At 67.9% G+C, this 26,883-nt stretch carries 20 protein-coding genes, 1 tRNA gene and 3 pseudogenes; 10 read left to right on the top strand and 14 right to left on the bottom strand.

Annotated features, from left to right (window positions below; genetic code table 11):
* A complete protein-coding gene (locus ACWPN3_RS22805) occupies positions 1–1,209 on the top strand; it encodes a glycosyltransferase family 9 protein (protein ID WP_109096638.1) in 1,209 nt (402 codons plus the stop codon).
* Here ACWPN3_RS22805 and ACWPN3_RS22800 read toward each other — a convergent pair.
* Entirely contained in the window at positions 1,178–1,708 is a 531-nt protein-coding gene (locus tag ACWPN3_RS22800) for an invasion associated locus B family protein (RefSeq protein WP_492261759.1), read from the bottom strand. The two genes, ACWPN3_RS22805 and ACWPN3_RS22800, sit on opposite strands and share 32 nt — an antisense overlap.
* Positions 1,705–5,523: an autotransporter domain-containing protein gene (locus tag ACWPN3_RS22795; protein WP_492241251.1), complete on the bottom strand. Its 3,819-nt coding sequence runs from the start codon at positions 5,521–5,523 to the stop codon at positions 1,705–1,707. The genes ACWPN3_RS22800 and ACWPN3_RS22795 overlap by 4 nt, the downstream gene beginning before the upstream one ends.
* Positions 5,524–6,284: 761 nt before the next feature.
* Between ACWPN3_RS22795 and ACWPN3_RS22790 the strand changes: the two genes are divergently transcribed.
* Positions 6,285–6,416 (top strand): hypothetical protein, encoded by a 132-nt coding sequence (locus tag ACWPN3_RS22790; RefSeq protein ID WP_492261758.1) that lies wholly within the window; start codon positions 6,285–6,287, stop codon positions 6,414–6,416.
* A 597-nt stretch (positions 6,417–7,013) separates the two neighbouring features.
* Here ACWPN3_RS22790 and ACWPN3_RS22785 read toward each other — a convergent pair.
* The 4 genes and pseudogenes from ACWPN3_RS22785 to ACWPN3_RS22770 form a co-directional block, all read right to left on the bottom strand.
* Positions 7,014–7,905, bottom strand: a pseudogene (locus ACWPN3_RS22785) (LysR family transcriptional regulator).
* 254 nt (positions 7,906–8,159) lie between these two features.
* Positions 8,160–9,611 (bottom strand): DHA2 family efflux MFS transporter permease subunit, encoded by a 1,452-nt coding sequence (locus ACWPN3_RS22780; RefSeq protein WP_109448509.1) that lies wholly within the window; start codon positions 9,609–9,611, stop codon positions 8,160–8,162.
* A 108-nt stretch (positions 9,612–9,719) separates the two neighbouring features.
* A complete protein-coding gene (locus tag ACWPN3_RS22775; protein WP_492241250.1) occupies positions 9,720–10,454 on the bottom strand; it encodes an aspartate/glutamate racemase family protein in 735 nt (244 codons plus the stop codon).
* Positions 10,455–10,507: 53 nt separating this feature from the next.
* Positions 10,508–11,299: an enoyl-CoA hydratase/isomerase family protein gene (locus ACWPN3_RS22770; RefSeq protein WP_492241249.1), complete on the bottom strand. Its 792-nt coding sequence runs from the start codon at positions 11,297–11,299 to the stop codon at positions 10,508–10,510.
* 201 nt (positions 11,300–11,500) lie between these two features.
* Here ACWPN3_RS22770 and ACWPN3_RS22765 point away from each other — a divergent pair.
* From ACWPN3_RS22765 to purH, 4 genes and pseudogenes are all read left to right on the top strand, one after another.
* Positions 11,501–11,575 (top strand) — tRNA-Gly (locus ACWPN3_RS22765).
* A gap of 147 nt (positions 11,576–11,722) precedes the next feature.
* Positions 11,723–13,019: pseudogene (locus tag ACWPN3_RS22760) on the top strand (RsmB/NOP family class I SAM-dependent RNA methyltransferase).
* 165 nt (positions 13,020–13,184) lie between these two features.
* Positions 13,185–14,852, top strand: coding sequence for a heparinase II/III family protein (locus tag ACWPN3_RS22755; protein WP_109448501.1), 1,668 nt, complete (start codon positions 13,185–13,187; stop codon positions 14,850–14,852).
* Positions 14,853–15,131: 279 nt separating this feature from the next.
* Entirely contained in the window at positions 15,132–16,736 is a 1,605-nt protein-coding gene (purH, locus tag ACWPN3_RS22750) for a bifunctional phosphoribosylaminoimidazolecarboxamide formyltransferase/IMP cyclohydrolase (RefSeq protein ID WP_492241247.1), read from the top strand.
* Between the two features lie 44 nt (positions 16,737–16,780).
* On the opposite strand, the gene ACWPN3_RS22745 is transcribed toward purH, so the two are convergent.
* From ACWPN3_RS22745 to ACWPN3_RS22720, 6 genes and pseudogenes are all read right to left on the bottom strand, one after another.
* Positions 16,781–17,677, bottom strand: a complete 897-nt coding sequence (locus ACWPN3_RS22745; RefSeq protein ID WP_109048123.1) for an RNA polymerase factor sigma-32 — start codon at positions 17,675–17,677, stop codon at positions 16,781–16,783.
* A gap of 299 nt (positions 17,678–17,976) precedes the next feature.
* The gene (locus ACWPN3_RS22740; RefSeq protein ID WP_492261757.1) at positions 17,977–18,888 is read right to left on the bottom strand and encodes a hypothetical protein; all 912 of its coding nucleotides are present in this window, start codon (positions 18,886–18,888) and stop codon (positions 17,977–17,979) included.
* Positions 18,889–19,159: 271 nt separating this feature from the next.
* Positions 19,160–19,660 (bottom strand): CarD family transcriptional regulator, encoded by a 501-nt coding sequence (locus tag ACWPN3_RS22735; protein ID WP_492261756.1) that lies wholly within the window; start codon positions 19,658–19,660, stop codon positions 19,160–19,162.
* 367 nt (positions 19,661–20,027) lie between these two features.
* A complete protein-coding gene (gene fdxA, locus ACWPN3_RS22730; protein ID WP_098738899.1) occupies positions 20,028–20,357 on the bottom strand; it encodes a ferredoxin FdxA in 330 nt (109 codons plus the stop codon).
* A 140-nt stretch (positions 20,358–20,497) separates the two neighbouring features.
* On the bottom strand, positions 20,498–21,040 hold the full coding sequence (locus tag ACWPN3_RS22725) for a LysR substrate-binding domain-containing protein (RefSeq protein ID WP_492261755.1): 543 nt from the start codon (positions 21,038–21,040) through the stop codon (positions 20,498–20,500).
* Positions 21,041–21,116: 76 nt separating this feature from the next.
* Positions 21,117–21,443: pseudogene (locus ACWPN3_RS22720) on the bottom strand (LysR family transcriptional regulator); the annotation flags it as partial.
* 194 nt (positions 21,444–21,637) lie between these two features.
* Between ACWPN3_RS22720 and ACWPN3_RS22715 the strand changes: the two are divergent.
* Positions 21,638–22,855: a YbfB/YjiJ family MFS transporter gene (locus ACWPN3_RS22715; protein ID WP_492241244.1), complete on the top strand. Its 1,218-nt coding sequence runs from the start codon at positions 21,638–21,640 to the stop codon at positions 22,853–22,855.
* 152 nt (positions 22,856–23,007) lie between these two features.
* Positions 23,008–23,418: a CBS domain-containing protein gene (locus ACWPN3_RS22710; RefSeq protein WP_109048118.1), complete on the top strand. Its 411-nt coding sequence runs from the start codon at positions 23,008–23,010 to the stop codon at positions 23,416–23,418.
* Positions 23,419–23,460: 42 nt separating this feature from the next.
* Here ACWPN3_RS22710 and ACWPN3_RS22705 read toward each other — a convergent pair whose 3' ends face one another.
* Complete coding sequence (locus ACWPN3_RS22705; protein ID WP_109448488.1) at positions 23,461–24,180, bottom strand: TerC family protein; 720 nt, start codon at positions 24,178–24,180, stop codon at positions 23,461–23,463.
* 238 nt (positions 24,181–24,418) lie between these two features.
* Entirely contained in the window at positions 24,419–24,676 is a 258-nt protein-coding gene (locus tag ACWPN3_RS22700; RefSeq protein WP_109448486.1) for a hypothetical protein, read from the bottom strand.
* 345 nt (positions 24,677–25,021) lie between these two features.
* Here ACWPN3_RS22700 and nhaA point away from each other — a divergent pair, with 345 nt between their 5' ends.
* Together nhaA and ACWPN3_RS22690 are read left to right on the top strand one after the other, a co-directional pair.
* Positions 25,022–26,224, top strand: coding sequence for a Na+/H+ antiporter NhaA (gene nhaA / locus ACWPN3_RS22695; protein WP_492241243.1), 1,203 nt, complete (start codon positions 25,022–25,024; stop codon positions 26,222–26,224).
* Between the two features lie 187 nt (positions 26,225–26,411).
* The gene (locus ACWPN3_RS22690) at positions 26,412–26,846 is read left to right on the top strand and encodes a DUF4112 domain-containing protein (RefSeq protein ID WP_109448482.1); all 435 of its coding nucleotides are present in this window, start codon (positions 26,412–26,414) and stop codon (positions 26,844–26,846) included.
* Positions 26,847–26,883 lie beyond the last annotated feature (37 nt).

The raw sequence follows: 26,883 nt of genomic DNA, 5'->3' as shown, positions 1-26,883 counted from the left end.
ATGCCGTTCGCGCCATCCCACAGCGACCTGTGCGAAATCCACCGCCGCGAGGGCCGGCTGGACGAGGCTGCCGTCCACGGCCGCCGTGCCGTGGCACTCGATCCCGGCGACGCGGCGGGCTGGTACAATCTGGGCATCGCGCTCTATGACCGGCTGGAGATCGAGGCGTCGATCACCTGCGAGCGGCGGGCCGTCCGGCTTCGCCCGGATTGGCCGGAGCCGCATTTCGAACTGGCCGAGGGGCTCCTGCTCTCCGGACGGCTGGAGGAGGGCTGGCGCGAGTATGAATGGCGCTGGCGCCTTCCCGGCGTGCCGCCGCCGCTTCCACCCACGATCCAGAAGCGACACGGGCACGCCGGTGTGAAGCCCTGGGATGGGCATCCGATGCCCGGCGGCACCCTTCTGCTGGTCGCCGATCAGGGCTTCGGTGACAGCATACAGTTCGCGCGATACCTGCCGATGGCGGCGGCGCTCTGTTCGCGTCTGGCGGTCGCCTGCAGCCCGGACATGCTGCCGGTGATCCGCTCCCTTCCCGGCGGGCAGCGGGCCTTCAGCGCCTGGGAGGAGGCGCCGCCGTTCGACGCCTGGGCGGCGCTGTCCAGCCTGCCGGGGCTGTTCGGCACGGTGGTGGGGACGATCCCGGCCGCGGTTCCCTATCTGCGGGCCGAGCCGGCGCGGGTGGAGCGCTGGAAGTGGCGCCTGGACGGGTTGCTGCCCCGCGGCTACCGCCGCGTCGGGCTGGTCTGGGCCGGGCGACCGACCCACGGAAACGACCGCAGCCGCTCGATGCCGCTGGCGCGGCTGTCGCCGCTCCTGGCACTGGAAAGGACGGTTCTGGTGTCGCTCCAGAAGGGGCCGGCGCAGGCCGAGTCCGCGTGCATCTATGGCACGGCGCCGCTGGTCAATCTGGGACCGGAGCTGGAGAGCTTTGCAGACACCATGGCGGTGCTGGCGCAGCTCGACCATGTGGTCTGCGTGGATACGGCGGTTGCCCATCTTGCCGGGGCGATGGGACGTCCGACAGCGGTCCTGCTGCCGCACGCACCGGACTGGCGCTGGCTGCTGGGCCGTAGCGGCACGCCCTGGTACCCCACCGTCACCCTGCACCGGCAGCCGGCGCCCGGGTGCTGGGACGAGGCGGTCCACGGTGCCGTGGCTGCGGTGACCGGCAACCCGGTCAGGGCTTCAGGGCGGCCAGCCCGTCGGTAACCCCCTTGGTCGAGATCGGAAAAGCAACGTTCTGCGCGCCGCCATAGGGACGGACCGTGACCTGCGCCCCCTTGGACCGGCGCAGCGCGGTCAGGGCTGCCTCGTCCATCGGGGCGTTGGCGAGGCAGCCGTCCTGAAGGCACTGCTGGTAGGTGAGGGGCATGGGCTTGCCGTCGTCGATGGTCAGCGCCGCCCCGGCGCGCAGGTCGACGCCCAGCGGCAGGATCACGACCATCACGCCCTTGCCGTCCGGTGCGAAATAGCCGACCGACACCTTGAGGATGCGGGTCGCCTGCTTCGACTCCTTGTTCTCCACCACGCGGGTCTGCGACAGGAAGCAACGCGGTTTCCCGTCGGTGGGCGTCTCGCATTCGGTCTGCCAGTCGCCAAAGGTCCTGCCCGGCTCCACGGCGCCGGCGGGCGCCACGCCCGCGAGGAGCGGAAGCGCGCCCAGCATGCCCATGAAGACGATTCCGCGCACCGCCGTCAGGTCCTTCACAGCTTCCATTTCAGGCTGGCGGTGGCCGACAGGCTGTTCTCACGGGTGCGGATCGCATCCTGGACGTCGATGGTGGCGCTCATCCGGTCGGTCAGAACCACACCCAGCCCGGCGCCGACCACAAGGGCGTCGCGGCCCGGCTTGCTGGCGTCGGCGGTGAAGGCCGCACCGCCCAACCGGTTGGTGGTGGTCGCCGTCGCGTCCGCGAAGTCATGTTGCCACGCCAGGGCGGCGTTCGGCGACAGGCGCCAGCCGCCGACCGTGATGCCAGTGCCGGTACGCACGCCAACCGCGCTGCGCAGGCTGCTCCAGCCCGCCGCCTCGATGTCCAGCGCCACGCCGCCGCCCGATTCCCGGAACGCCTCGCGGGTGATGCGGTCGAACCGCAGGCCGGCCCGCGGCTCGATCCAGACGCTGTCCGAGCCGGCAAAACCCATGCGGTGTCCGGCGGCGATCTCGACGGAAAAATCATGGCCGTCCGCCGTTGCGCCGGCGCCCTGCGCCAGCCCGCCGAAGGCGATGGCACGAGACGCATCGTAGCGGGCGTAACCGTAGCCGATGGCACCCTCTACAAAGGGGCTGTCCGCCGAACCGCGCAGGTTCCAGGAGCCGTAGAGCGTCGCCTGATAGCTGTCCACATCGGCCTTGCCCAGCCCGTCGCGGGAGCTGACGCGGTTGCGCAGGTAGCCGAGCGCCACGCCGCCGGTCATCCCATTCTCGTAGCTGCGGTCCATGCCCAACAGGAAGCCGCCGATCCGCTCGGTGGTGCCGGCGGCGTTGCCGTCCGAACCGGTCCGGCCATAGGCTGCCAGCGGCTGTCCCCAGATGCCGCCGGAACCCTTTGTCCCGCCGGTCTCACCGACGGCGACCGTGCCGTTGCTGCCGCCGGCCAGCCGAACGCCCGACGACGACGCTTCGCCGCTGCGCAGCGCCGACAGACGGCTCTCCACCGCGCTGCCGAACAGGCGGCGGCTGGTTCGGTCGGCGGCCAACGTGTCTGCGTGCAGCTTGCCGGAGAGTTGGTCGAGCGCCCCGGCGATGCCGCTGCCCGACAGGCCGTAGAGGCCGCCGAACAGCGGGGCGGCGACACCATCCAGGGCGCCGTCCAACCGGGCCCCGGCGGCGGGGCGCAGCGCGTCGACCGCCGCACCGGCGGCCCGTTGGTTGGACGTGCCGCCGCGGACCGCGTAGCTGGCCGGGGTGACCACCAGCCGGACTGCGGTGGCGTCGTACAGCGTATCGAAGCGGGTTCCGGCCTCCAGCCCCGCCGCCGGCTGCGTCACAGCGGCGAAACTGCCGGACACGCCGCCATCCGCCTGGACGATGGTAAAGCTCTGCCCCAGCGTCGCGGTGTAGCTGTTGGTGGCGTCGCCGCTGATGTCGCGCAGCACGGGGGTCAGCGTGCCGGCCGCGATGAAGGACGCTCCCTGTACCCGGACTTGATCGTGCCGACCGGCGCCGAAGCCGGCGGTCGGGCCGTCGATTTCGGCGCGCAGCACGCTGGTGCCGGTCAGCGTCACGGCGGACTGGAAGGTCAGCACGCCGGGCGAGTTGCCTGGAGACAGGATGCCGGAAAGTGTCGCCGGGCCACGGACCGTGCCGCCGCCGCTGAAAGTCGAGCCGGCGCTGGTGGTGAGGGAGCCGGCGACCACGCCGTTGACGGAAACCACCCCGCCGTTCCCCACGGTGAGCGTGCCGGTGCTGCCGGTGGCGGCCACGGTGACGGTGCCTTCGCCGACCGTAACCGGAGCCATGACGGCACCGGCCAGGGTGGCGTTGCCGCCGGAGGTCACGGTGACCGCACCGTTGACCGCGCCGTAGGGGGCGACGGTCAGGGTTCCGCCCTCGACCGTCAGCGTGCCGCCGACGCCGCCACCCTCGGCCACGGTGACGGTGCCGTTGCGGGCGACCGTCACCGGCACCGCGACGATGCCGCCGACCGTGGCATTGCCGCCGCTGTTCACCGTCAGCGTGCCGCCGGCGACCACGCCGCTCTGCGCGACGGTCAGGGCCGCGCCGTTGGTGACGGACAGTCCGCCCGCGTTGGCGAGCTGTCCGGAGACGACCAAAGTGCCGGGACCGGACGCGGCCAGCGCGCCGGTGCCGCCGACGGCACCTGCGAGCGTGACGGTGCTGCCGTTGGGCGTGATGGTGCCGCCCTGATCGGTCACGATGACCGATTGGCCAACCGTCAGCGGCAAGGTCGGACGCAGCGTTCCGCCGTCGAAGGTGACCGTGCTGCCCTGGACCGCACTGTCGCTGTCGGTGAAGCTTGGGCGGCTGGTGTCGATCACGCCGGTCGGGGGCGGAGGTGGCGGCGGAGACGTCGGAGTGGGATCGGGCGTCGGTGTGGGTGTGGGCGTGGGTGTCGGAACCGGATCGGGGGTGGGCGACGGCGGAGGTGGTGGCGACGGCGGAGAGGGAGGCGGGGGAGGAGGCGGTGGCGGAGGGGGAGGCGGAGGGGGAGGCGGGGGAGGCGGCGGGGAGGTCACCTTGGTCAGGGTGAGCTTGATTTCCTTGTTCGCCGTGTCGAAGGTGGCCGTCGGGGTCAGCGTCGCGTCGCTGTTGGTGACGGAGGTGAAGGCACCGGACAGAGCACCCGTCGTGGTCAGGATGGTATAGGTCGTGCTGGCACCGTACCCGCTGCCGGCCGAAGTGACGGACAGCGCGCCGCCCATTGTGGCGGTGCCGGTGACGGCCAGCTTGCTGGCGGTGGACGAGGTCGTCCGGATCGCCAGCGTGCTGCCGCTGTCCTGCGTGTAGTTGCCGGTGACCGTCAGGGTGCCGGGCGTGCTGGAGCCGCCGGGCGACAGGGTGGTGCCGGACGGGGTGGTCAGATTCCCGACGACCGTTCCAGTGCCGGCGAGCGTCGTGCCGCTGCTGAGCTGCAGCCCGGTGGTGAGCGAGCCGTTGACGCGCAGCGTGCCGGCCTGGAGGTTCGTGGTGGTGGCCGAACTCGCGCCGCCAAGCGTCCACTCGGTTCCGCTCATGGTCAGGCTGGTCAGGCCGGACACCGATCCGCTCAGGCTGCCGCTGCCTTCCAGCCGCAGAACCTGGTTGGCGCCCCCGGCCTGGATGCCACCGACCACGACGCTGCCGTCCTTCAGGGTGATGAGGCTGCCGGCGCCGAACCCGTAGGTCTTGATCGCGCTGTAGCCGTTTCCGGCGGCAATCGTCCCATAATTGACGATGGTCGAGACACCGGTGACGGAGAGCGCGTCGGTGGTGCCGATGATCGTGCCATAGTTGGTGACGAAGGAGGGCGTGGTTAGCCCGGCGACCATGACCGCGGCATAATCCGTCTGCATGTAAGCCGTCGCCGACCGGACATTCTTGATCAGCGCCGCTCCGTCGGACGACGTCCCATTGGTGAGGTTGAGCGCGTGGGAGGATTCGATGCCGGCCCAGTTGCCGATGATTGTCCCGGTGTTCTCGACGACTGACCTCAGCGACCCCGACGAATTGGCGAACAGGATGCCATCGTAGGTCTTCTGAACGTCGATCAGTCCGGAATTGATGACGGTGCCGTAGGTCTGCCCGTAGATGCCGTCGGCCTGATAGAAGTTCGTGTCGACCGAAATCCTGATCGTGCCCTGGTTGGTCAGGGTCCAGCCACCGGCAGACTTGACCCACACGCCGGTGGTCTGATCGGTGTACACGTTGCCGGTACCGCTATCGACCACGCCGCCGGTGCTGGTGATGAGGATGTTGCTGCCGGTCGGCTCGAAAGTCTGATTCTGAACCGTGGACAGTGTTTCCGCCGATGCGGCGCTGCCGGCCAGCGAAACGCCGAGTGCGATGGGAGCCGCAACCATTGCCGGGAGGCGACCGCCCGACATCAGGCTTTGGCGGATCAACGCGAGAGTGGACGGGGACGGCGACGGCGGCATGGGTGTTTCACCTTGCAATCAGTGCGTGAGCGTTACGACCAATGGGCCACGCCACCCAATCATAGAGTGCATTCCGCTTTGTTGCTAAGACGAAACATGCAAAAAAATCAACGAAATGGTGCATTCTCTGTCGTTGAGCGAATGTCTCCTGCATTTAATTGCGGAAACTGCCTATTGTTTTACATGATTGAGAAAGAGAAAAATGATATATTTTGGAACTAAATGTAATTTTCGACAATCTATAAAGTTTACACCGCGGTATAATTAGGGAAATATTTTAATTCTCTCCTTTGGGATTTTAGTCGATTGCCCAGGAGACAGGCGAATGGAGTTGCGGTGCGGGTCTGAATATGAGGCAATGTTAGGATGGAAAAGCCGCCGCGCTACCGCTTAAACGATGCCAGCGAAGCTCGCCTCCTGGATGTTGCAAGCGCGGTAGATTGCTTACCTCTCGACCCTCGTCCAGGGTGACGACATCGGTCACCCCGGTCGGGCGCTCGCGCCAATTGGCCAACGTCGCCAGCGTTATGTCGCTCGTCGTGGGGCCGCCGCGGGGACATTCGAGGCGGGCTTGCTAACAGTTTGCGTTATTGCGCCTACATCCCCGATCACGCCGAAAGCCATCGCCAGCGCACCCTGAATGCGCCCTGTACCGCAGCTGTAGGGCGCTGCGGTGTGCGCTGCCGATGCGCGACTGGAGTGCGGTCGATTCGCTATGCCCCTGCGGCGGTTTCGCGGTGGCGGCGCGGCTGTGCCGCTGCAGAGACGCGGTGAAGATGCGGCGCGAGCGCTGCGGTTCCGCCGCTGCCGGCTGCTGAGGGCAAGCCTCCTGGCGCAGCGGGAGCCGCGACTCGCGCCGTGGGGCCGAGGGGATCGGCAGAACAGGTAGCCTCGGGCCGCTGCGCGGCGGTCGGAGGTTCAAGGAGGCCGTCAAGCGCCCGTCCTGTTGGCAATCGGCGTCATGATCAGCAGATGGACGAGCGCCCGCTCGTGCCGGGGCTGCCGGCAGCGTCGAGGAGGACCAGCCCGCCAAGCGAAGCAATCCTGAGACCCCGGTGAGACCCCAACCCTGTGCACATAAAAAAACCGCCGCTAACCCGATGGATTAGCGGCGAGTTGAACAGGGAGGCTTCACGTCTGGGAGACGCTGGGTCCGAGGACCCAACCCCGGAGGGGAGACCTCCGGGACGAAACATCAGATGCTGCGTCGCAACATCCAACGATCAAAATTTGACCATTCTGCTGCCAACTTTCCAGGCATAAATGTATAAATCTACCATGCAAGACACGCATGGCTTCAGATGTCCCTTAGAAAGCTAATAAAAATGCCGAAAACGACAGCGCCGCCCCGGTAAGTTGGAGCGGCGCTGTCGTTTTCGGCAATTCTCTTAACAGATCACTGAAAATGTTCGTGGTTAGAACGGAGTTTCTGCCACTTTTTTAACCAGGAAGTCACGGAAGACGGCAATGCGCTTGGAATGGCGCAATTCTTCGGCATAAACGAAGTAGGCGTCGACCTTCGGCCCGTCGACATCCGGCAGGATCCGAGTTCACGTCCTTGGAGAAGCTGTCGACCAGGAAGTCGGGCAGCGCACCGATGCCGAGTCCGCTCTCCACCGCGCGGTAGATGGCGTAGACGCTGTTGACCTGCAGGATCGGTTTCCGGTTGGGCGACGGATCGCCCATCTCCATGATCCAGTTGACGTTGGGGATCGGTGCCCGCACGTCGGGCGGGTAGGTGATCAGGTCGTGGCTGTCCAGCTCCGCCAGCGTCTTGGGCGAGCCCTTCTTCTTCAGATAGCTTTGGCTGGCATAGAGGTGGAAGCGGATCGACATCAGATGCCGCTGGATCAGGTCCGGCTGGCGCGGCGTGTTCATGCGGATGGCGATGTCCGCCTCGCGCATCGCCAGATCCAACTCGTCGTCGTCGATCAGCAGCGTCAGCTGGATGTCAGGGTAGATCGACATGAACTCGTTGATGCGCGGCGTCAGCCATGTCGATCCGAAGGCGACGGTCGTCGTCACCCGCAGCGGGCCCTTCGGATGCTCCCGGCTTTCGGTCAGCATCGCCTCGGTCATCGACAGTTTGGCGAAGACGTCGCGGGCGGTGCGGTGAAGCAGCTCGCCCTGTTCGGTCAGGATCAGCCCGCGGGCGTGGCGGTGAAACAGCGGAACGCCCAGGCTTTCCTCAAGCGCGCTGATCTGGCGGCTGACCGCCGACTGGCTGAGGTTCAACGTCTCGCCGGCGTGCGTGAAGCTGCCGGCTTCGGCCACCGCGTGGAAGACCCGAAGCTTGTCCCAATCCATCATGCTGTCCCGCCCCGATGCGCAACCGCCCGGAGCCTCCCGTTATCTTGAGGGCGGCGCATGGCCGCCATGCATGTTTATAGCGGGAACGCGCCCGGAACGCACGCGCTACCAACCCTGACTCGCACGAAAATTAATCATGATCGCCGGAATTATTCTCATCCGAAGTGCCAGCGATTTCTCTATATCCGCAAAATGGATAGGGATGTTTGCGATGCTCGGAAACGGGTCGGTGGTCGTTCGCCCCCGTTTTGCTAATCCGCGGCGTCGGTCAGGGCGGCGGCCTTGACCGTCGCGCTGCGGGCATCGCCCGCCGGCTTATCCGGCCCGCGATGGCCGATATGTCCACTGATCTCGTCGCCGGCATCGGCGGGGAGGCGCCAGAAGGGCAGGCTGGAGGCACAGGCCATCAGCCCGACCGTCAGGAAGGCGGGAACGAAGGAGGCCGGGGTCAGCGCGCCGCTCCACTGCACGGTCAGGTGAAGCGCGGTGGCGCCGACGGCCACGCCCAGGCTCATCGACAACTGCTGCATCACGCTGGCCAGCGTGTTGGCGCGGCTGGTCATCGGCTGCGGCACCTCGGCATAGCTCAGCGTGTTCATGCCGGTGAATTGCAGCGAGCGGAAGAAGCCGCCCAGCAGCAGCGCGCCCAGGATCACCAGATGCGGCGTGTCGGGACGGAAGGCGCCGTAGCTGGCAAGGATCACGCCGCTGACGATGGAGTTCAGCGTCAGCACCGGTCGGAAGCCGAAGCGGCGCAGGATCGGGCCCGCCAGCGCCTTCATGGTCAGGGCGCCCGCCGCCCCGGCGAAGGTGAGGGCGCCCGACTCGAAGGCGGTCAGGCCGAAGCCGATCTGCAGCATCACCGGCATCAGGAAGGGCACCGCGCCGATGCCGATGCGGAACAGGGTGCCGCCCAGGACCGACGCCCGGTAGGTCTGCAACTTGAACAGCGACGGGTCCAGCACCGGCCGCGCCACCCGCCGGGCGTGGCGCAGGTAAGCGACGGTCGCCAGCAGCGCCACCGCCAGCAGGATCGCCACCGCGTAGGCCGGCAGCAGGTCGCGCCCGACATTCTCAAAACCGAACATGAAGGCGGCCAGCGCGATGGAGCTCCACAGGAAGCCGCGGGCGTCGAAGGGATCGCGCTGCTCCTCCTTCAGGTTGGGGATCAGCGCCAGCACCAGGGCGATGCCCACCAGCCCGATCGGCACGTTGATGAAGAAGATCCAGCGCCAGGAGGCGTAGGTGGTGATCGCCCCTCCGACCAGCGGCCCCAGCGCCGGCCCGATCAGCGCCGGCAGGGTCATCCGTGCCATCGCCGTCACCAGCTGGTCCTTGGGCACGGTGCGCAGCAGGATCAGCCGGCCGACCGGCACCATCATCGCCCCGCCCATGCCCTGGAGAATGCGGGCGGCCACCAGCTCCGCCAGCCCGTTGGACAGGCCGCAGGCGATGGAGCCCGCCATGAAGACGCCGATGGCGCTGGCGAAGACGGTGCGGGCGCCGTACCGGTCGGCGGCCCAGCCGCTGACCGGCAGGAACACCGCCAGCGCCAGCATGTAGGAGGTCATCGCCAGGCTGAGCCGCAGCGGATCCTCGCCCATCGACTGCGCGATCCCCGGCAGGGCGGTGGCGATCACCGTCGAGTCGAGGTTCTCCATGAACAGGGCGCAGGCGATGATCAGAGGGGTGACGCGCGACATGACGGACCGTCAGGCAGGGAGCGGAACCCTACGAATGTGAGGCGTCACGCCGCATTGACCATCGTCCATGCGAAAGCCCTGCCATGCGTAAGCGTGGTCCAAGGCGGCTCACCCGCCTGCGGAGACGAAGTCCACCGCCGCCTGGGTGTGCAGCCGCGTGGTGTCGAACACCGGGAAGCCCGGCAGGTCGGGCTGGTCGATCAGCAGGAAGATCTCGGTGCAGCCCAGGATCACGCCCCCGGCACCGCGGCGGCGCAGATCCTCGACGATGCGCAGGTACTCGGCCTTGGAGTCGGGGCGCAGGTCGCGCCGCACCAGCTCATCGAAGATGATGCGGTCGACGGTGGCCTGATCGGCCTCGTCGGGCACCAGAAGCTCGATGCCGAAACGGTCGCGGAACCGCTCCGCCAGCAGGTCGGACCGCATGGTCGCCGCGGTGCCGAGCAGGCCGACCCGCTGTAGCCCGGCCTTCGCGATCGCCTCGCCCGTCGGGTCGGCGATGTGGATGAAGGGGATGCTGCGGCCGGCCATGATCGGCTCGACCACCCGGTGCATGGTATTGGACACGCAGATGACCAGATCGGCGCCGGCCCGCTCCAGCGCATCGACCTTGCCGGAAAGATAGCGTTCGGCGCCGTTCCAGTCGCCGGTGCGGACGAAATGCTCGATGTTGCCGAAATTCACGCTGACGATGACGATCTCGCCGTTGTCCCAGCCGCCCAGCCGGGCATTCAGGCCGTCGTTGAGAAGACGGTAATATTCGCCGGTGGCCTGATTGCTCATGCCGCCGAGCACGCCGATGGTCTTCTGCGGCAGGGGGCGAACGGTTGGATGGATCGTCATCGCGGTAAGTCTCCTCATGGGCTCGTCCTGATCAGGCCGCCAGCCTTATCACGTCAACGCCCGGCGAACACCGGCTTCCTCTTTTCCAGGAACGCGCGGTAGCCCTCGCGGAAATCTTCGGTGCCGAAACAGCGGTAGCATTCGGCGACCTCCGCCTCGGTCAGCGGTGCCGGATCCGACAGGCGGCGGACATAGCGCTTGTGCAGGGTCGCAGCCAGCGGCGCGCCGGCGGCAATGCGCTGGATCGTGGCGGCGATCTCCGCCTCGAAGCCTTCATCCGGGGCGATGCGGTGGACGAGCTTCTTGTCCTTGGCCTCCGCCGCACCGAAGACGCGGCCCTCCAGCAGGATCTCCAGCGCCGCCGGACCGCCGGCGACGTCGGCCACCAGCTTCAACTCCGTCGGTCCCATGGAGATGCCGAGCCGGCTGACCGGCACGCCGAAGCGGCTGCTCTCCGAACAGACCCGGAGGTCGCAGGCCAGCGCCACCGCCAGACCGATGCCGCAGCAAGGGCCGTCGATGGCGGCCAGAACCGGCTGGCGCAGGGCCCGCAGCCCATCCAGCCCCTCGTCCATCAGGTCGCCGTAGCTCGCCCCCTGTTCCGGGCTGTTGCGCTCGCTCTCGAATTCCGAGATGTCGGCGCCGGGGGAGAAGGTGCGGGCGCCGTTGGAGCCGGGACAGCCGCGCATGACGACGACGCGGGTTTCCTCATCGGCTTCCAGCGCCCCCAGATGGCCGATCAGGGCGTGCCACATCGGCTTGTCGAAGGCGTTCAGCTTGTCCGGGTTGGACAGGGTCAGGGTCGCGACCGCTCCATCGCGGGTCAGGGTGATGGTGCCGGCCATGCCGCAATCTCCATCCGTTGCCGTATGGCGGCGTACCATAACGCCCTGCTGCCGGGACGCAAGCTGCCCGGTGCCGCGGTGCGGAAAGGGAGGGCAGCAAGGGTGGAAGGAGAGGTCGCGAAAAAAGTGAGGGGAGGGTGAATTTTCCTCTTGCGGCGGAGGCCGTGTTTCCGTAGAAAGCGGCTCCCGGACGACGGGAGCGCGGGCGTAGCTCAGGGGTAGAGCACAACCTTGCCAAGGTTGGGGTCGAGGGTTCGAATCCCTTCGCCCGCTCCAGTTCTCCGGTGAAAGCGAAGATCAAAGGGCCGGGCGGCAACGCACCGGCCCTTCGCTTTTCCGGCCGCCGCGGCCCGGCAACGGGCTTTTGAAATCGCTGGGCATCCCGTATCGACACTGGCCGTCCGGCGCGCTAGATCCATACACATGACCGACACTTCCCTCGCCGCCCGCGGCGTTGCGCTCGACTTGCTGCGCGACGTGCTGCGCAAGTCCGTCCCCTTCGACGACGCGTTCGACGCGCATCCCGAACTGGCGGCATTGCAGCCGCGCGACCGCGGCTTCGTCCGCCTGCTGGTCGCCACCGTCCTGCGCCGGCTGGGCCAGATCGACGAGATGATCCAGGCCAGCCTCGCCAAGCCGGGCCTGCCCAAGGCGGCCATCCACGACATGCTGCGGCTGGGCACGGCGCAGCTGGTATTCCTGAACACCCCCGCCCACGCCGCCGTCGACACCGCGGTGGAACTGGCGGCAGCGCGCAACGCCGCTCCCTACAAGGGGCTGATCAACGCCGTGCTGCGCCGCATCGGGCGCGAAGGGGCGGAGATGGCGGCGCGGCAGGATGCCGGGCGGCTGAACACGCCGGACTGGCTGTGGCTGTCTTGGCGCTCCGCCTACGGCACCGCCCGCACCCGCGGCATCGTCGAGGCGCACCTGCACGAGGCGCCGCTCGACATCACCGTCAAGTCCGATCCGGAGGGCTGGGCGGAACGGTTGGGCGCCACCCTGCTGCCGACCGGATCGCTGCGCCGTCCGACCGGCGGGTCGGTGACCGAGCTTCCGGGCTTCGAGGACGGGGAATGGTGGGTCCAGGATCTCGCTGCCTCGCTGCCGGCCAAGCTGTTCGGCGATCTGTCGGGCAAACGGGTGTTCGACCTGTGTGCCGCCCCCGGCGGCAAGAACGGCGCAGCTGGTGGTGCGGGGCGCTCGGGTCACCGCCATCGACCGCTCGGCACGCCGGCTGGAGCGGGTGACGGAGAACCTGAAGCGCCTGCGCCTTGAGGCCGATGTGCTGGCCGCCGACGCCACCAGCTGGGAGCCGGAGGAGCCGGCCGACGCCGTGCTGCTCGACGCGCCCTGCTCGGCTACGGGGGCGATCCGGCGCCATCCCGATATCCTGCGGGTCAAGACGCCGGACGACATCGCCAAGCTGGCCCGTGCCCAGTCGCGGCTGCTCGCCCGCTCTGTCGGGCTGGTGAAGCCCGGCGGCACGCTGATCTACTGCACCTGCTCGATCCAGCCGGAGGAAGGGGAGGCGCAGGTCGCCCGCCTGCTGGAACAGGACAAGCGGGTGGAGCGTTGGCCTGTGACCGCCGACGAGCTTGGCGGCCTGTCGGAGCTGATCAACGAGGCGGGGGAGGTCCGCAGCCTGCCGGGCATGCTGGCCGATCTCGGCGGGATCGACGGCTTCTTCGTGGCACGCCTGCGTCGGCGCCCGGACTGAAGCCTTTTGCGGTCCGCACCGCGGGATAAATCCCAGCCCCGTCTTGCGGTGCGGGCGGCGAATTGATACGACACGAGCCATGCTTCCGTCCGCGTTCTCCCGCACCGCATCATCACCCTCCGCCGGCTGCCGACGCCGCTTGCGGTCCTGAAGGAGTCGGCGCAGATGGGCGACGGGAACGGACGGTTTCGCAGCGGCATGGCGCGCCTTGCCTATGGGAACCCCCTCTACGCCCTGATGCTGGGCGGCAAGGCGCCGGGCGCGCTGGCGGTGATCCCGCCCGATCCCTGGCCGGGCGATACCGACACCGGCAACGCCATGCTGGCCGGCCGGATGAGCTTTGCCGGCCAGCCGGTCATGGTCGACCCCAACGGCGTGCCCAACTGGCGGCCCCAGGGCGTCAGCCCAGGCTGGCTGCGCGCCGCACACGGCTTCGAATGGCTGCGCGACTTGCGCGCGGTCGGCGGCGACACCGCGCGGCGCCGCGCGCGGGTGCTGGTGTGGTCCTGGCTGGACCAGAACGGTGGCTGGCATTCACAGAGCTGGGCGCCCGACGTGCTGGGCATGCGGCTGTCCAGTTGGATCGGCCTGCATGATTTCTACTGCGCGTCCGCCGACGACGAGTTCCGCGCCCGGGTGTTCGAGAGCATGGCCCGCCAGCTCCGCCACCTCCTGCGGGTGGCGCCGGCCAAGCTGGACGGCGAGCGGCTGATCGGCGCGATCAAGGGCTTGCTCTATGGCGGCTATTGCCTGCCCGACCAGGACAAGGCGGCGCGGGAGGCGTTGCGCCTGCTCGACAAGGAGCTGCCCCGTCAGATCCTGCCCGACGGCGGTCATGTGGAGCGCAACCCGTCGATCCAGATGCGGGTGCTGCGCGACCTGATCGACATGCGCGCGGTCCTGCGTGTCGCGAAGGAGGAGGTGCCAGAAACCCTCCAGCACGCCATAGACCGCATGACGCCGGCCCTGCGCTTCTTCCGCCATGTCGATGGCGGACTCGCCCTGTTCAATGGCGGGCGGGAGGAAGAGCCGGCGCTGATCGATACGGTGCTGGCCCAGGCCGATGCCCGTGGCCGTCCGCTGAAAAGCGCGCCGCACACCGGCTTCGAGCGCCTGCTTGCCGGGCGCACGCTGGTTCTGCTCGACACCGGCGCGCCGCCGCCGGTCGGGCTCGACCGCACCGCCCATGCCGGCACCCTGTCGATGGAGGTTTCCGTCAACAAGGAGCGGCTGATCGTCAATTGCGGCAGCCACCCGTCGCAGCGCGGCCCTTGGCGCGCGGCGCTGGCCGGCACCTCCGCCCACTCGACCATGGTGGTCGCCGACACCAACTCGTCGGAGGTGCTGGAGAAGGGCGGGCTCGGCCGTAGGCCGACGCATGTCAGCTGCGAACGCCAGGAATCGGACGGGGCCATGCTGGTGGTGGCCACCCACAACGGCTACAGCAAGGGCTTCGGCCTTCTGCACCGCCGCCGCGTCTATCTGGCCGACAATGGCGAGGATCTGCGCGGCGAGGACACGCTGGAGCCGGTGATCGGCGCCACCCCGCAGCCGCAGCCCTACGCCATCCGCTTCCACCTGCACCCCAATGTCCAAGTCGTTCCCGTCCAGGCACAGGGCAATGGCGGCAACGATCAGGTGCTGTTGCGCCTTCCCAGCGGCAATGCTTGGCGCATGCGGGTGACCGGCGCCGTGCTGGAGGTGGCGGAGAGCGTCTATCTCGGTAGCGGGGAGGAGCCCCGCCGCACCCGGCAGATCATGATGCAGGGACAATGCGGACCCGAAGGGCTGACGGTGAAATGGGCCTTGCGCCGCGAGCGCAAGGCGGCGTAAATCGCGCCCATCCGCGGTGGCCGGGCCTATTCCCTTCGGGAGAGGCGTGGAAACACGGATGAACACGGGATTTTGGGGCACGGACGACCACGGGACTCTTCACGCCGTGCTTATCCATGTCCGTCCGGGCCGGCAATGTGCAGACGGACGGGCGGACGCGGCTAAGCACAGCTGAGCGGCATCTCCGTGGTCGTCCGTGCTTTTCTTCTTCCGTGCTTGTCCGGGTCTCCCCGGTTGCCTGCGGCCTTATGCAATTCCCGCAGCGATCAGGATGACGCCATGAGCCCGCCCAAAGCCAACCACGCCCCCGCTCCCGACAAGGTCCGCATCGCCCGCGCCCTGATTTCCGTGTCCGACAAGGCCGGTCTGGTGGAGTTGGGCAAGGCGCTCGCCGCCCGCGGCGTCGAGATCCTGTCGACCGGCGGTTCGGCCCAGCGTCTGGCCGAGGCCGGTGTGCCGGTCAAGGAGGTCTCAGACCACACCGGCTTCCCGGAGATCATGGACGGTCGCGTCAAGACCCTGCACCCGCGCGTCCATGGCGGCATCCTGGCCCGCCGCGACATCCACGCCGACGCGATGGCGCAGCACGACATCCCCGGCATCGATCTGGTGGTGGTCAACCTCTACCCGTTCGAGGCGACGGTCGCCAAGGGTGCGGCTTACGACGACTGCGTCGAGAACATCGACATCGGCGGGCCGGCGATGATCCGCGCCGCCGCCAAGAACCATGATTTCGTCGCCATCGTCACCGAGCCGTCGGACTACGAGGCGGTGATGGACGAGCTGGCGACCCATGACGGCTGCGTCACGCTGGCCCTGCGCCGCAAGCTGGCCCAGCGCGCCTATGCCCGCACCGCCGCCTACGATGCCGCCATCTCCACCTGGCTGGCCGGCCAGCTGGGCGAGACCTTCCCGCCGCGCACCACCCTGTCGGGTTCGCTGGCACAGACACTGCGCTACGGCGAGAACCCGCACCAGCAGGCGGCCTTCTACGTCACCGGCGAGAAGCGTCCGGGCGTTGCCACCGCCGTGCAGCTGCAGGGCAAGGAGCTGTCCTACAACAACCTGAACGACACCGACGCCGCTTTCGAGCTGGTGGCGGAGTTCGAGCAGCCGGCCGTCGCCATTATCAAGCACGCCAACCCCTGCGGCGTGGCGCAAGGGTCGAACCTGCTGGAGGCCTACAAGTCGGCTCTGCTGTGCGATCCGGTCAGCGCCTTCGGCGGCATCATCGCCGTCAACCGCAGCCTGGATGCCGAGACGGCCGAGGAGATCTCCAAGCTGTTTGCCGAGGTGGTGATCGCCCCGGACGCCGACGAGGCCGCCCGCGCGCTGCTCGCCACCAAGAAGAACCTGCGCGTGCTGCTGACCAAGGACGTGCCGAACCCGGCCGAGCCCGGCATGATGATCAAGCAGCTGTCGGGCGGCTTCCTGTTGCAGAACCGCGACAGCGGCCGCGTCGACCCGGCCGAGCTGAAGGTCGTCACCAAGCGCGCGCCGACCGAACAGGAACTGGCCGACCTGCTGTTCGCCTTCCGCGTCGCCAAGCACGTCAAGTCGAACGCCATCGTCTACGCCAAGAACGGCGCCACTGTGGGCGTCGGCGCCGGCCAGATGAGCCGCGTCGACTCGGCCCGCATCGCCGCCATCAAGTCGGGTGAAGCCGCCAAGGCCGCCGGCCTGTCGGAGCCGCTGACCAAGGGCTCGGTGGTTGCATCGGACGCCTTCTTCCCCTTCGCCGACGGCCTGCTGGCCGCCGCGGAAGCGGGGGTGACGGCGGTAATCCAGCCGGGCGGTTCGATCCGCGACAACGACGTGATCGCCGCCGCGGACGAGAAGGGTCTGGCGATGGTGCTGACCGGAATGCGGCACTTCCGGCATTGATGCTGTAAAAAGCGCCCTCTTTCTTCCAGGGAGAGGGCGCTCTCTCACGCCTCCGCCAGCAGGTCGTCGGAATCCTCGACCCGCTTCAGCATCGATTGCCGCAGTTTCAGCAGCGCCCGGTGCTCCAGCTGGCGCACGCGCTCCTTGCTGACACCCAGTTCACGGCCGAGTTCCTCCAGCGTTGCGCCTTCCTCGCGCAGGCGGCGTTCGCGGATGATGGTGCGTTCGCGCGGGCTCAGTTCGCCCAGCGCCTCCGCCAGCCACTGCGAGCGCGTGCTGGCGTCGCGCATGCCGATCACCACATCCTCGGGCGAGGGGCGCTGGTCGGCCAGGAAATCCTGCCAGTCGTCGTCGGAGCCATCGGCCACCGGCGTGTTCAACGACTGGTCGGAACCGGACAGGCGCATCTCCATCGCCTCGACCTCCGACACCTCGACCTTCAGTTCGCCGGCGATCCACTCGCGGCCTTCCCTGGTCAGGGGGGCGCCGCTGCCGTTCTGGGTGGCGCTGTCGATCTTGGCGCGCAGCCGGCGCAGGTTGAAGAACAGGGATTTCTGCGCGGCGGTGGTGCCGGTCCGCACGATCGACCAGTTGCGCAGGATATAGTCCTGCATGGCCGAACGGATCCACCAGGCGGCGTAGGTGGAGAAACGCACCTCGCGGTCGGGTTCGAAGCGGCTGGCCGCCTGCATCAGTCCGACATTGCCCTCCTGGACGAGGTCGCCCATCGGCAGGCCGTAATTGCGGAACCGCGATGCGGTGGCCACCACCAGACGGGTGTATGCCCGGACCAGCTGATGCAGGGCTCGCTCGTCGTTGCCCTCCCGCCATTTTCGGGCGAGGTCGAATTCATGGTCGCGCGACAGCAACGGTTCGCGCATGGATGCCTTGATGAAGCTCAGGTTTGCACGCTGAGTCTCCGGATCGTCGATGTATGCCATCCGTCCCTTCCTTCCCGTCTGGGCGGCATCGTGTTCCTTCGCATATCCCCGTACTATCGGGTCTTCGCCGCTTTGCCGCCTGCCGCCGGTCGATGCCGTCGGGTTAAGACAACAAGCATGAGCGCGCCCTGTTGCGGAATCATACGCAGGTGTAGGGGGGGCGGATCACTAGGGAAAAAAGGAATTTCACCGGCGACCCGTTCGTGGGCGGCCGGCGAGGGACGGACAACGAAGACTCTTCACTGTTATTGCGCGAAGTTACGGTCGGACGGAGCGATCCGGCAGAACCTGAGGTTGGGTCACGCCTGGAAAAGGTCCAGCATCTCACCGAAAGAATCGAAGCAGGCGCAGACGAGGTAGCCACCGCGGCCGCAGCCGCCGTCGAGCGTCACCGTCGCCGGTCCGACACCGACGCCGGGGCTTTCCGGCATCCAGTTGGGGTCGTAGCCGCGCACCAGACGGCTGAAACCGCCATAGGACTGCTCCAGCCGGGCGAAGCCGGCGCTGCCCCACCAGAAGGCATCGCCCTGGCCGGTCAGCGGGCGGCGGGGATCGATGCCGGAATTGACCAGCAGCAGGCTTCCGCCGCCGCGGCTGCTGCCGGTCCAGCCTTCGCCGTCCCCAGCGTCTTCCGGGAGCCCGTCGGAGGAGCCGTCATCCGTCACCCCGCCCTGCGAGACCGGGCCGCCGGTGTAGGCGGCGCGGCGCAGCGCGTTGAACAGCTGCTCATGACCGGGCCTCGCGGCCACCGCCTGCCGGAGTTCACGCGTCCAGCGGCCCAGCATCACCGCCCCGCCGCGTGCCGCCGCCCTGCCGGCATCGAGATGACCGCCATAGGCCGCCAGCGTCGGCGCAACGCCCTGGCGCAGCATCCAGTCCAGCACGGTGCGCGGATCGGGGGCGAAATGGAGTTGCAGCAACTTCTGCCACATCTCCTCCTGCTGGCCGCGCAGGTAGACGATGTCGGACGCGATCATGCCCGGCATCGCCAGCAGGGCGATGCGGAAGGCCAGCAGCCGGTCGATGGTTTCCACCACCTGCTCGCCGACGCCGATCATGTTGCCGAGATAGACCAACCGGTCGCCGGGGCGGAAGCGCTGCCCGACGGCCTGATGGATCGGGTCCAGCCGGTCCGGCTGTGCATGGATGGCGCCGATGGCCCAGAATCCGGCGCGGCCGGCCGAGCGACGCGAACCGGCTGTCGTCCTCAAGGGCACCGACAAGGGCGCCGGCACCGGGGCCGGCAGGTCGGTTGGTCCGGCGGTTGGGAAGACCAAGGCGCGGCGGCAGACCCAAACTCGATTCCCTTCGGCGTCGTTCGCGAAGTCGTTCCGACGCTGTCCGCCGGAAGGCGGCCGGAGTTTAGGCGTGTCATGCCGTGGAAACAAAGGCGAAAAACGAGACGGGCGCGCGGCGTGACGTAGCAGCCGCGCGCCCGTTCGTGTCACGGACGTCTAAGAGCCCGGAAACCGGGACCTGAAATCAGGCGGCCTTGGACAGCACCAATTCCAGACGCTCGGTCGCCTTGGTCTCGTCGATCTTCTCGACGGCGGCCAGCTCGCGGGCCAGACGCTCCAGGGCGGCCTGATAAATCTGGCGCTCGCTATAGGACTGGTCGGACTGGTCGGCGCCGCGGTACAGGTCGCGCACCACCTCGGCGATAGACACCGGATCGCCGGAGTTGATCTTGGCTTCATACTCCTGGGCGCGGCGGCTCCACATGGTGCGGCGGACGCGCGAACGGCCCTGCAGAGTCTCCAGCGCGACCTTGATCCGGTCCTTGGAGGACAGGCGGCGCAGGCCGGCGTTGCGGGCTTTGGTAACCGGAACCTTGAGCGTCATGCGCTCTTTCTCGAACGTGATCGCGTAGAGTTGAACCTCGAGTCCGGCAATGCTGTGGGTCTCGATCCCTTCGACCCGACCGACGCCATGAGCCGGATAAACGACGAAGTCACCGGCTTCGAAGTCAAGCTTGTTCGACATGTGGATTGGCTCTCACTTCTCGCGATCACGCCATTTTGCCGCCCCGGTGGAAGGGACGAAAAAGGACCCCGGACGATTATGGCGCCGTGGGGATGGGACCCATCCACGACGATCACAAAAGCCACAGGTCCTGGAACGATGGGAAAACCGGCAATGGCGCGAAGGCCGGCTCCGGGCGCGCATTATAGCGATGTTACGCCCGAGTTACAAAGGGAACGCGCAATCTACCGGGCGGAAATCGTCCATCGCCCGGCCATGGCCGCCCCGTCGATTTTGCATAGCAACATCGATTGGTGCAATCGGTTGATGTGGCCCGACTCGAAAAATCCTACTCGGATCGGGGGCCGGGCCGCATCGTCATTCGGTCTCAGCCCGCCTTGGGGGAGAAATACTTCTCGAACTTGCCGTCCACACCCTTGAACTCGTCGGCGTCGGCCGGCGCGTCCTTCTTGCGGGTGATGTTCGGCCACTGGCCGGAATAGTCGCGGTTCATCTCCAGCCACTTGGTCGCGCGGTCGTCGGTGTCGGGGACGATCGCCTCGGCCGGGCATTCCGGCTCGCACACGCCGCAGTCGATGCACTCGTCCGGGTGGATGACCAGCATGTTCTCACCCTCGTAGAAGCAATCCACGGGGCAGACTTCGACGCAGTCGGTGTACTTGCACTTGATGCAGCCGTCGGTAACGACGTAGGGCATGATCTCTTCTCCGCTGTTCCGGCCCGCAGTGCCAGCCGCGCGTCCGTGGTCCCGCTATCGCCCTTGGGGGCCGATCGGAGCCGTTTCCCAGGAATAGGGCACGCGCATGGCACAGGGCCGGATGGCCAACCCGCGCCTGCCTAGCACGCCGCCGATGAGCCGTTCAACCCTGCGCGTGATGTGGGCGACCCTGTCGCACCCTGCATTGCGCCATTCGCAGCGATGGCCGGGCCGGAGGTTTGCGAAAACGCCTCCATGAAGGCGCGCAGGCTGGCGGTTTCGATGGCGTCGGCACGCCGCACGAACTGGGTCGGCATGCGGGCGAACGCATCCGGCAGCGGCCGGGCCGCCAGCAGCTCGTGCCAAGGGTCGCGCTCGACCACCGACCGGGGCATCACAGTCACCCCCATCCCGGCGCCGACGCAGCCGAGGATGGCGTCCAGCGTGCCAAACTCCATGACCCGAAAGGGCACGCGCCCGGCCTCGCGCATCGCCATCTCCGCCCGGCCGCGATAGGCGCAGGCGCGGCCGAAGGCGATCAGGGTGCGGTGCGCGGAGTCGGTGGTCAGTCCGGCGGCCGGCTCGGCCAGCACCAGCTCCTCGTCGGAGATGCGCCGGGCGATCAGGTCGGGATGGGCCACCTCGCCGCCGACGAAGGCACCGTCCAGACGGCCGGCCAGCACCTCCGCCAGCAGAAGTCTCGGTCGGGCCGGGCGTGATGGTCAGCTCCACGTCGGGATGGTCGCGATGGAAGCGGGACAGGATCGGCGGCAGCCGTACCGCGGCGGTCGATTCCATGCTGCCCACCGCCAGCCGGCCGCCGCGCCCTGCCGCTTCCGCCACCGCGTCGCGGGCCTGGGCGACCAGCCGCAGCACCCGGTCGGCATAGCCGCTGAGCACCCGGCCGGCCGGTGTCGGCTCCATACCGCGGCTGAGGCGAAGGAACAGGTCGACGCCCAAATCCTCCTCAAGCCGCTTGATCCGTGCGGTGACGTTGGACTGCACGCAGTTCAGCGCCTCCGCCGCCCGGCTGACGCTCCCGGTGTCGGCGACCGCCTTCACCACCCGCAAACCGGCCAGATCCATCGCGAGGCCTCCTTCCACTTCCCGTGCATGGCACCCATCACTGAAAGTGGAGCTTATCATCAGAACAATTCATTGGAAATGAGGGTAGGGCCGCGGCCATGATGGACGCCAAATCAATCGGCCCACCGGACGTTCGTTGCATCGAACGGTATCCGGTCAAAGGCGCCGGCCGAAAAAACGAGAGGGCGTGGATCATGGTGCGGGTGCTGGTTGGCGGCCTGATCGGGCTTGCCATCGCAATGGGTGTCGCGCGTTTCGCCTTCACCCCGATCCTGCCGGCGATGCAGGAGGCCACCGGGCTGCGGGCCGACGGGGCGGGGCTGCTCGCTTCTCTGAACTATCTGGGCTATTTCATCGGTGCGCTGGGCGCCGGGCTGGTGCCGCACGGCGCCACGCGGACGGCGATGTACCGGCTGTCGCTGCTGGTCAGCGTCGCCACCACCGCGGCGATGGGGCTGGATTTGGGCGATGCCGGGCAGGCGATGCCGGTCTGGCTGGTCCTGCGCTTCCTGTCGGGGGTGTCGAGCGCCGGCATCTTCATCCTGGGCATCGCCATGGTGCTGGACACGCTGACGCGGCGGGGCGGCGAACGCTTCGCCGGCTGGCTCTACACCGGGGTGGGGCTGGGCATTGCATCGTCGGGATTGTTCGTCGCGCTGTTCGGCGACCGGCTGGGCTGGGCCGGCGACTGGCTGGCCCTGGGGGCGATCTGCGCGGTGCTGGGGCTGATGCCCGGCCTCTGGGTGCGCGACCCGCCGCCGCAACCGCAACCCGCCACGGCCGGGGCGGCGGGAGATGCCGGTACGGCACGGCGGGGAGGGCTGTCGGCGCCGCTCCTGCTGCTGACACTCGCCTATTTCCTGGAAGGCGGCGGCTACATCGTGTCGGCCACCTTCCTGGTGTCGATCCTGAAGACCGATCCCGGCACCGCCGCGGTCGGAGAGGCCGCCTGGATGGTGGCCGGGTTGGGGGCGATGGGCGCCGGGGTGTTCTGGGCCGCGGTCGCCCGCCGGTCGAACAGCTGGTGGTCGCTGATCCTGGCTCACCTGACCCAGGCCGTCACCATCCTTCTGCCGATGACCGGCTCGCCGACGGTGGCGGTCATTTCGGCGCTGCTGTTCGGCGGTACCTTCGTCGGCATCGTCTCCCAGGCTTTCGCGCTGGGACGGCAGCTGTCGGCCGGTGCCTCGGCCCGGGTGGTCGGGGCGTTGACCGCCGCCTATGGGCTGGGGCAGATCATCGGGCCGCTGCCGGCCGGGCTGGTGGTGACCCGCACCGGCAGCTTCAATGCCGTGCTGCTGGGGGCCGCCGCCGTGGTACTGCTGGGGGCGCTGCTGCTGGCGCTGGGCATGGTGATCGCCGGACGGCAGTCGTCGGCTGGGCCGGCATTCACCTTTCCCAAAGCGTCATGAGGACCGGAGCGTCATGAAGGGAAAAGCTTCGTAAGTATTCAAAAGGTCTGCCTGCGACAATCGGCGCCGGATTTGCTGCGATGCCGTTGTTCTCCCCGATCGTTTGCTTTGGCTACAGTCTGGTCCACAACAACCAGATCCCGGGGGAGTTGATGAAACGCAAGCTGGTTCCGGACGTCGTGAAGTCGCAGGAACTGATCCTGGTGCCGGAGGACACCTCCGTCGCCACGGTGTCGAAGATGATGGCCGACAAGAACATCGGCGCGGTGCTGGTGGTGGACCACGGCGCCCTGATCGGCATCGTCACCGAGCGCGACCTGAACAACAAGGTGCTGTCCAAGGATCTCGACCCGTCGTCGGTGGAGGTCGGTGCGGTGATGACCCGCAACCCCGACAGCCTGCCGCCCGATGCCGACGCGGTCGACGCGCTGAAGCTGATGCATGACAAGCATTACCGGCACCTGCCCATCACCCAGGGCAAGCGCGCGGTCGGCATCGTGTCGATCCGCGACCTGTTCAAGGTCGCCTACGAGCATCTGATGGCCGAACGCGCCGAGGCGTGACGGGGGAAGGGGGCGTCGCGGACGGCGCCCCCCTTCTTTCGGTCAGTGCGCCGCGTTGTGCTTGCGCCGGGCCAGCAGGTTCAGCGCCTCCACCAGGGTGGAGAAGGCGATGGCGAAGTACAGGTAGCCCTTGGGGATGTGGAAGCCGAAGCCGTCCGCCACCAGCGCCACGCCGACCAGCAGCAGGAAGGACAGCGCCAGCATCTTCACCGTGACGTGACGGTTCACGAAATCGCCGACCGGACCGGAGGCGAACAGCATCACCGCCATGGCGATGACGACGGCGGCGACCATCACCGGCAGATGGTCGGACATGCCGACCGCAGTGATGACGCTGTCGAGCGAGAAGACGATGTCCAGGAACATGATCTGGATGACCACTGAGGTGAAGGTGGCGTGCTTGGGCGCCGATCCGCCCTCCTCATGGCCTTCGACGGTGTGGTGGATCTCCAGCGTGCCCTTGGCCAGCAGGAACAGGCCGCCGAGGATCAGGATCAGGTCGCGGCCAGACACATCCCAGCCGGCGACGGTGAACAGCGGCTGGGTCAGCTGCGCCACCCAGGCGATGGAGGCCAGCAGCGCCAGGCGGGTCAGCAGCGCCAGCGCCAGGCCGACGCGCCGCGCGCTGTGCTGCCGCTCGGGCGGCAGCTTCGACGCCATGATCGAGATGAAGATGATGTTGTCGATGCCCAGCACGATCTCCAACGCGGTCAACGTCAGAAGGCTGGCCCAGACATTCGGGTCGGAGAGGAGTTCGAGCATGTAGGGGCGGGGCTCCGGCAGTCAGATGGCGGCAATCAGGTGGCGGTGGCCAACTGGGTGCAACCGACGGGTTTCACGCCGGCACCGCGGGGTGCCAGCGTGACCGCGACCACATGAGGTCGGCTTCGGCCCGCTGCAAGGGGCGAGTTCCATTTTCCCGCCTGTCTTCTCCCCCGGCTTGCCGGTGTTTTGCGGGCGTCTTACCGCCCTTTTGCCACCGATCCCGCGACCGTGCGTTTCATCTCCAGAAGGCTGCGGTCCGCTGTCCCGCCGCCGTGCCGGGGATGCGGCCGAATGGGGCCGGGTCGGCGTGCTCCACCTCGTGCCGCTCGACGGTCCGTCGGGTGGCCGTGATGCTGTCGGTCCGCTCGCTCCAGGCGCGCCGGCGGATCGCCATCTGAAGCCGGCAATCCTGGGAGCAGTAGAAGGGCGCCGGGCCGCGGGCGGACGTGCGGACGAAGGGCCTGCCGCAGCAGGCGCAGTAAAGCGTGGTCATGGTCGTTTCCTCCGGAACGGGCGGCCGTTTGCCGGCCTTGCCCAGAGCCTTTCAGGTGATCGCCTTTCAGGTGATCGCCCTTCGGCTCTGCTGATGCTGTTGGGTGAATTGTGTCGGCTGGCCTCAGTTATCGCCAGCGACCAAAAGACATAAGCCCGACTGGCCTCAAGTATTCGAGGCCGGAATTTGGAACAGTGGCAGCAGCTTAGATGCACAAGCGCGTCAATTCGCCGCGATGCTCTGCCGCTCGTCGGCACCGGAATTTTTCGACACCGGCATCTTCCAACGGAAGCCTGACGGTGCCACCTGTTCCCATCGACCAACTGTCCGGAAAGACGAGACGCGATGACGCTGAGACGCCTCGCCACCTTCCTGAAAACCGAAAGCGCCAGCGGCGTGGTCCTGATGATTGCGGCGGTGCTTGCTCTGATCTGGGCGAACTCGCCGGCGGCCCCGCTCTACGATGCGATCCTGGCGATGAAGGTGGCGGTGACGGCCGGCGGCGTCGGGCTGGACAAGCCGCTGATCCTGTGGATCAACGACGGGCTGATGGCGATCTTCTTCCTGCTGGTCGGGCTGGAGATCAAGCGCGAGGTGCTGGAGGGCGAACTGTCGAGCCCGGCCAAGGCGATGCTGCCCGGCATCGCGGCGCTCGGCGGCATGGCGGTGCCGGCGCTGGTCTATTGCCTGTTCGCCCAGGCCGAACCGGGCGCCCTGCAGGGCTGGGCGATCCCGGCCGCCACCGACATCGCCTTCGCGCTCGGCGTGCTGGCCCTGCTGGGCAACCGGGTTCCCAGCAGTTTGCGCGTCTTCCTGCTGGCGCTGGCGATCATGGACGATCTGGGCGCCATCGTGATCATCGCCATCTTCTACAGCCACGGGCTGGTGCCGCTGGCGCTGGGGCTGGCGGCGGCATCGGCGGTCGGTCTGTGGCTGCTGAACCGGGCAGGAGTGCGGTCGCTGACGCCCTATCTGGTGCTGGGGCTGGTCCTATGGGTGTGCGTGCTGAAATCGGGCATCCACGCGACGCTGGCCGGCGTGGTGCTGGCCTTCGCCATTCCGTTGCGGGTCAATGACCGCGCCGGCAAGCGGGCGCCGGACGCGCCGCTCCATCGCCTGGAGCATGCGCTGCACCCCTGGGTTGCCTTCCTGATCATGCCGGTCTTCGCGCTCGCCAATGCCGGCGTGCCGCTCGACGGCATCACCCCGGCCAGCCTGCTGGAGCCGGTGCCGCTGGGCATCGCGCTCGGCCTGTTCCTGGGCAAGCAGGCGGGCGTCTTCCTGGCAGTGTGGATCGCCGTGCGGACCGGCGTGGTCGAGCGGCCCGCCCGTGCCAGCTGGAGCCAGATTTACGGCGTCGCCGTGCTGACCGGCATAGGCTTCACCATGAGCCTGTTCATCGGGACGCTGGCCTTCGCCGATCCGCATCATGCGGTGGCGGTGCGGCTGGGCGTCTTGACCGGCTCGCTCGCCTCGGCGCTGGCCGGCTATGCGCTGCTCCATGCCGCCGGCAGTGCGCGGGCGCGGGAAGTTGCCCGGGCAAGCTGAGATCCGCCGCACCGGGATGGCCTATGGGATGGCCCATGGGATTGCCGCGGGCGGAAGGCCGGCATGCTGTCCGCTGGGTGTGCGAACTTTGTGCCCGGAGGGTGGAACCGCCGGGGGGATCGGCGGGTTCTTCCCTTGCGGGGAGTCGCGCTACGGGCGCGGGACCGCCTGATCGGGGGGACATGCGATGATCGACGCCATCCGCACACGCCGGCACGCCGTTGCCGAAGCGCCGCCGCTGGGCGCTGCAGGCGGCTCGGTCCCCATCGACTTCCAACGGCTGGAGAGGCTTCGCCGCTTGACCCGGCTGATGGATACCCGCTGGCGCATTCCCTTCACCCGCATCCCCATCGGGTTGGACGGCATCGCCAGCGTGGTGCCGGTGGCCGGCGATACGGTGACGGCGTTCGTTTCCGCCTACATCATCATGGAGGCCGCCCGCTTCGACCTGCCGAAGACGCTGGTGGCCCGCATGGTCTTCAACGTGCTGCTGGATTGGGCGGGAGGGTCGGTCCCGGTGCTGGGCACCGTGTTCGACATCGCCTTCAAGGCCAACCGGATGAACCTGAACCTGCTGCACGAGCATCTGGAACAGCGCCTCGCCGCCGCCGCGAAGCGCTGACGCGGCATCCGCCAAAAGGCGGCTCTTTCCGATCTTG

It is taken from the genome of Azospirillum sp. UENF 111221, assembly GCF_058780625.1.
This window is presented reverse-complemented; position numbering and strand designations above follow the sequence as displayed.

Excerpts from the sequence above, each read along its gene's own strand:
- ACWPN3_RS22805 (WP_109096638.1), top strand. The coding sequence starts at position 1 with ATGCCGTTCGCGCCATCCCACAGCGACCTGTGCGAAATCCACCGCCGC.
- ACWPN3_RS22795 (WP_492241251.1), bottom strand. The coding sequence starts at position 5,523 with ATGGTTGCGGCTCCCATCGCACTCGGCGTTTCGCTGGCCGGCAGCGCC.
- ACWPN3_RS22790 (WP_492261758.1), top strand. The coding sequence starts at position 6,285 with ATGCGCGACTGGAGTGCGGTCGATTCGCTATGCCCCTGCGGCGGTTTC.
- ACWPN3_RS22780 (WP_109448509.1), bottom strand. The coding sequence starts at position 9,611 with ATGTCGCGCGTCACCCCTCTGATCATCGCCTGCGCCCTGTTCATGGAG.
- ACWPN3_RS22775 (WP_492241250.1), bottom strand. The coding sequence starts at position 10,454 with ATGACGATCCATCCAACCGTTCGCCCCCTGCCGCAGAAGACCATCGGC.
- ACWPN3_RS22770 (WP_492241249.1), bottom strand. The coding sequence starts at position 11,299 with ATGGCCGGCACCATCACCCTGACCCGCGATGGAGCGGTCGCGACCCTG.
- ACWPN3_RS22755 (WP_109448501.1), top strand. The coding sequence starts at position 13,185 with ATGGGCGACGGGAACGGACGGTTTCGCAGCGGCATGGCGCGCCTTGCC.
- purH (WP_492241247.1), top strand. The coding sequence starts at position 15,132 with ATGAGCCCGCCCAAAGCCAACCACGCCCCCGCTCCCGACAAGGTCCGC.
- ACWPN3_RS22745 (WP_109048123.1), bottom strand. The coding sequence starts at position 17,677 with ATGGCATACATCGACGATCCGGAGACTCAGCGTGCAAACCTGAGCTTC.
- ACWPN3_RS22735 (WP_492261756.1), bottom strand. The coding sequence starts at position 19,660 with ATGTCGAACAAGCTTGACTTCGAAGCCGGTGACTTCGTCGTTTATCCG.
- fdxA (WP_098738899.1), bottom strand. The coding sequence starts at position 20,357 with ATGCCCTACGTCGTTACCGACGGCTGCATCAAGTGCAAGTACACCGAC.
- ACWPN3_RS22715 (WP_492241244.1), top strand. The coding sequence starts at position 21,638 with ATGGTGCGGGTGCTGGTTGGCGGCCTGATCGGGCTTGCCATCGCAATG.
- ACWPN3_RS22710 (WP_109048118.1), top strand. The coding sequence starts at position 23,008 with ATGAAACGCAAGCTGGTTCCGGACGTCGTGAAGTCGCAGGAACTGATC.
- ACWPN3_RS22705 (WP_109448488.1), bottom strand. The coding sequence starts at position 24,180 with ATGCTCGAACTCCTCTCCGACCCGAATGTCTGGGCCAGCCTTCTGACG.
- ACWPN3_RS22700 (WP_109448486.1), bottom strand. The coding sequence starts at position 24,676 with ATGACCACGCTTTACTGCGCCTGCTGCGGCAGGCCCTTCGTCCGCACG.
- nhaA (WP_492241243.1), top strand. The coding sequence starts at position 25,022 with ATGACGCTGAGACGCCTCGCCACCTTCCTGAAAACCGAAAGCGCCAGC.
- ACWPN3_RS22690 (WP_109448482.1), top strand. The coding sequence starts at position 26,412 with ATGATCGACGCCATCCGCACACGCCGGCACGCCGTTGCCGAAGCGCCG.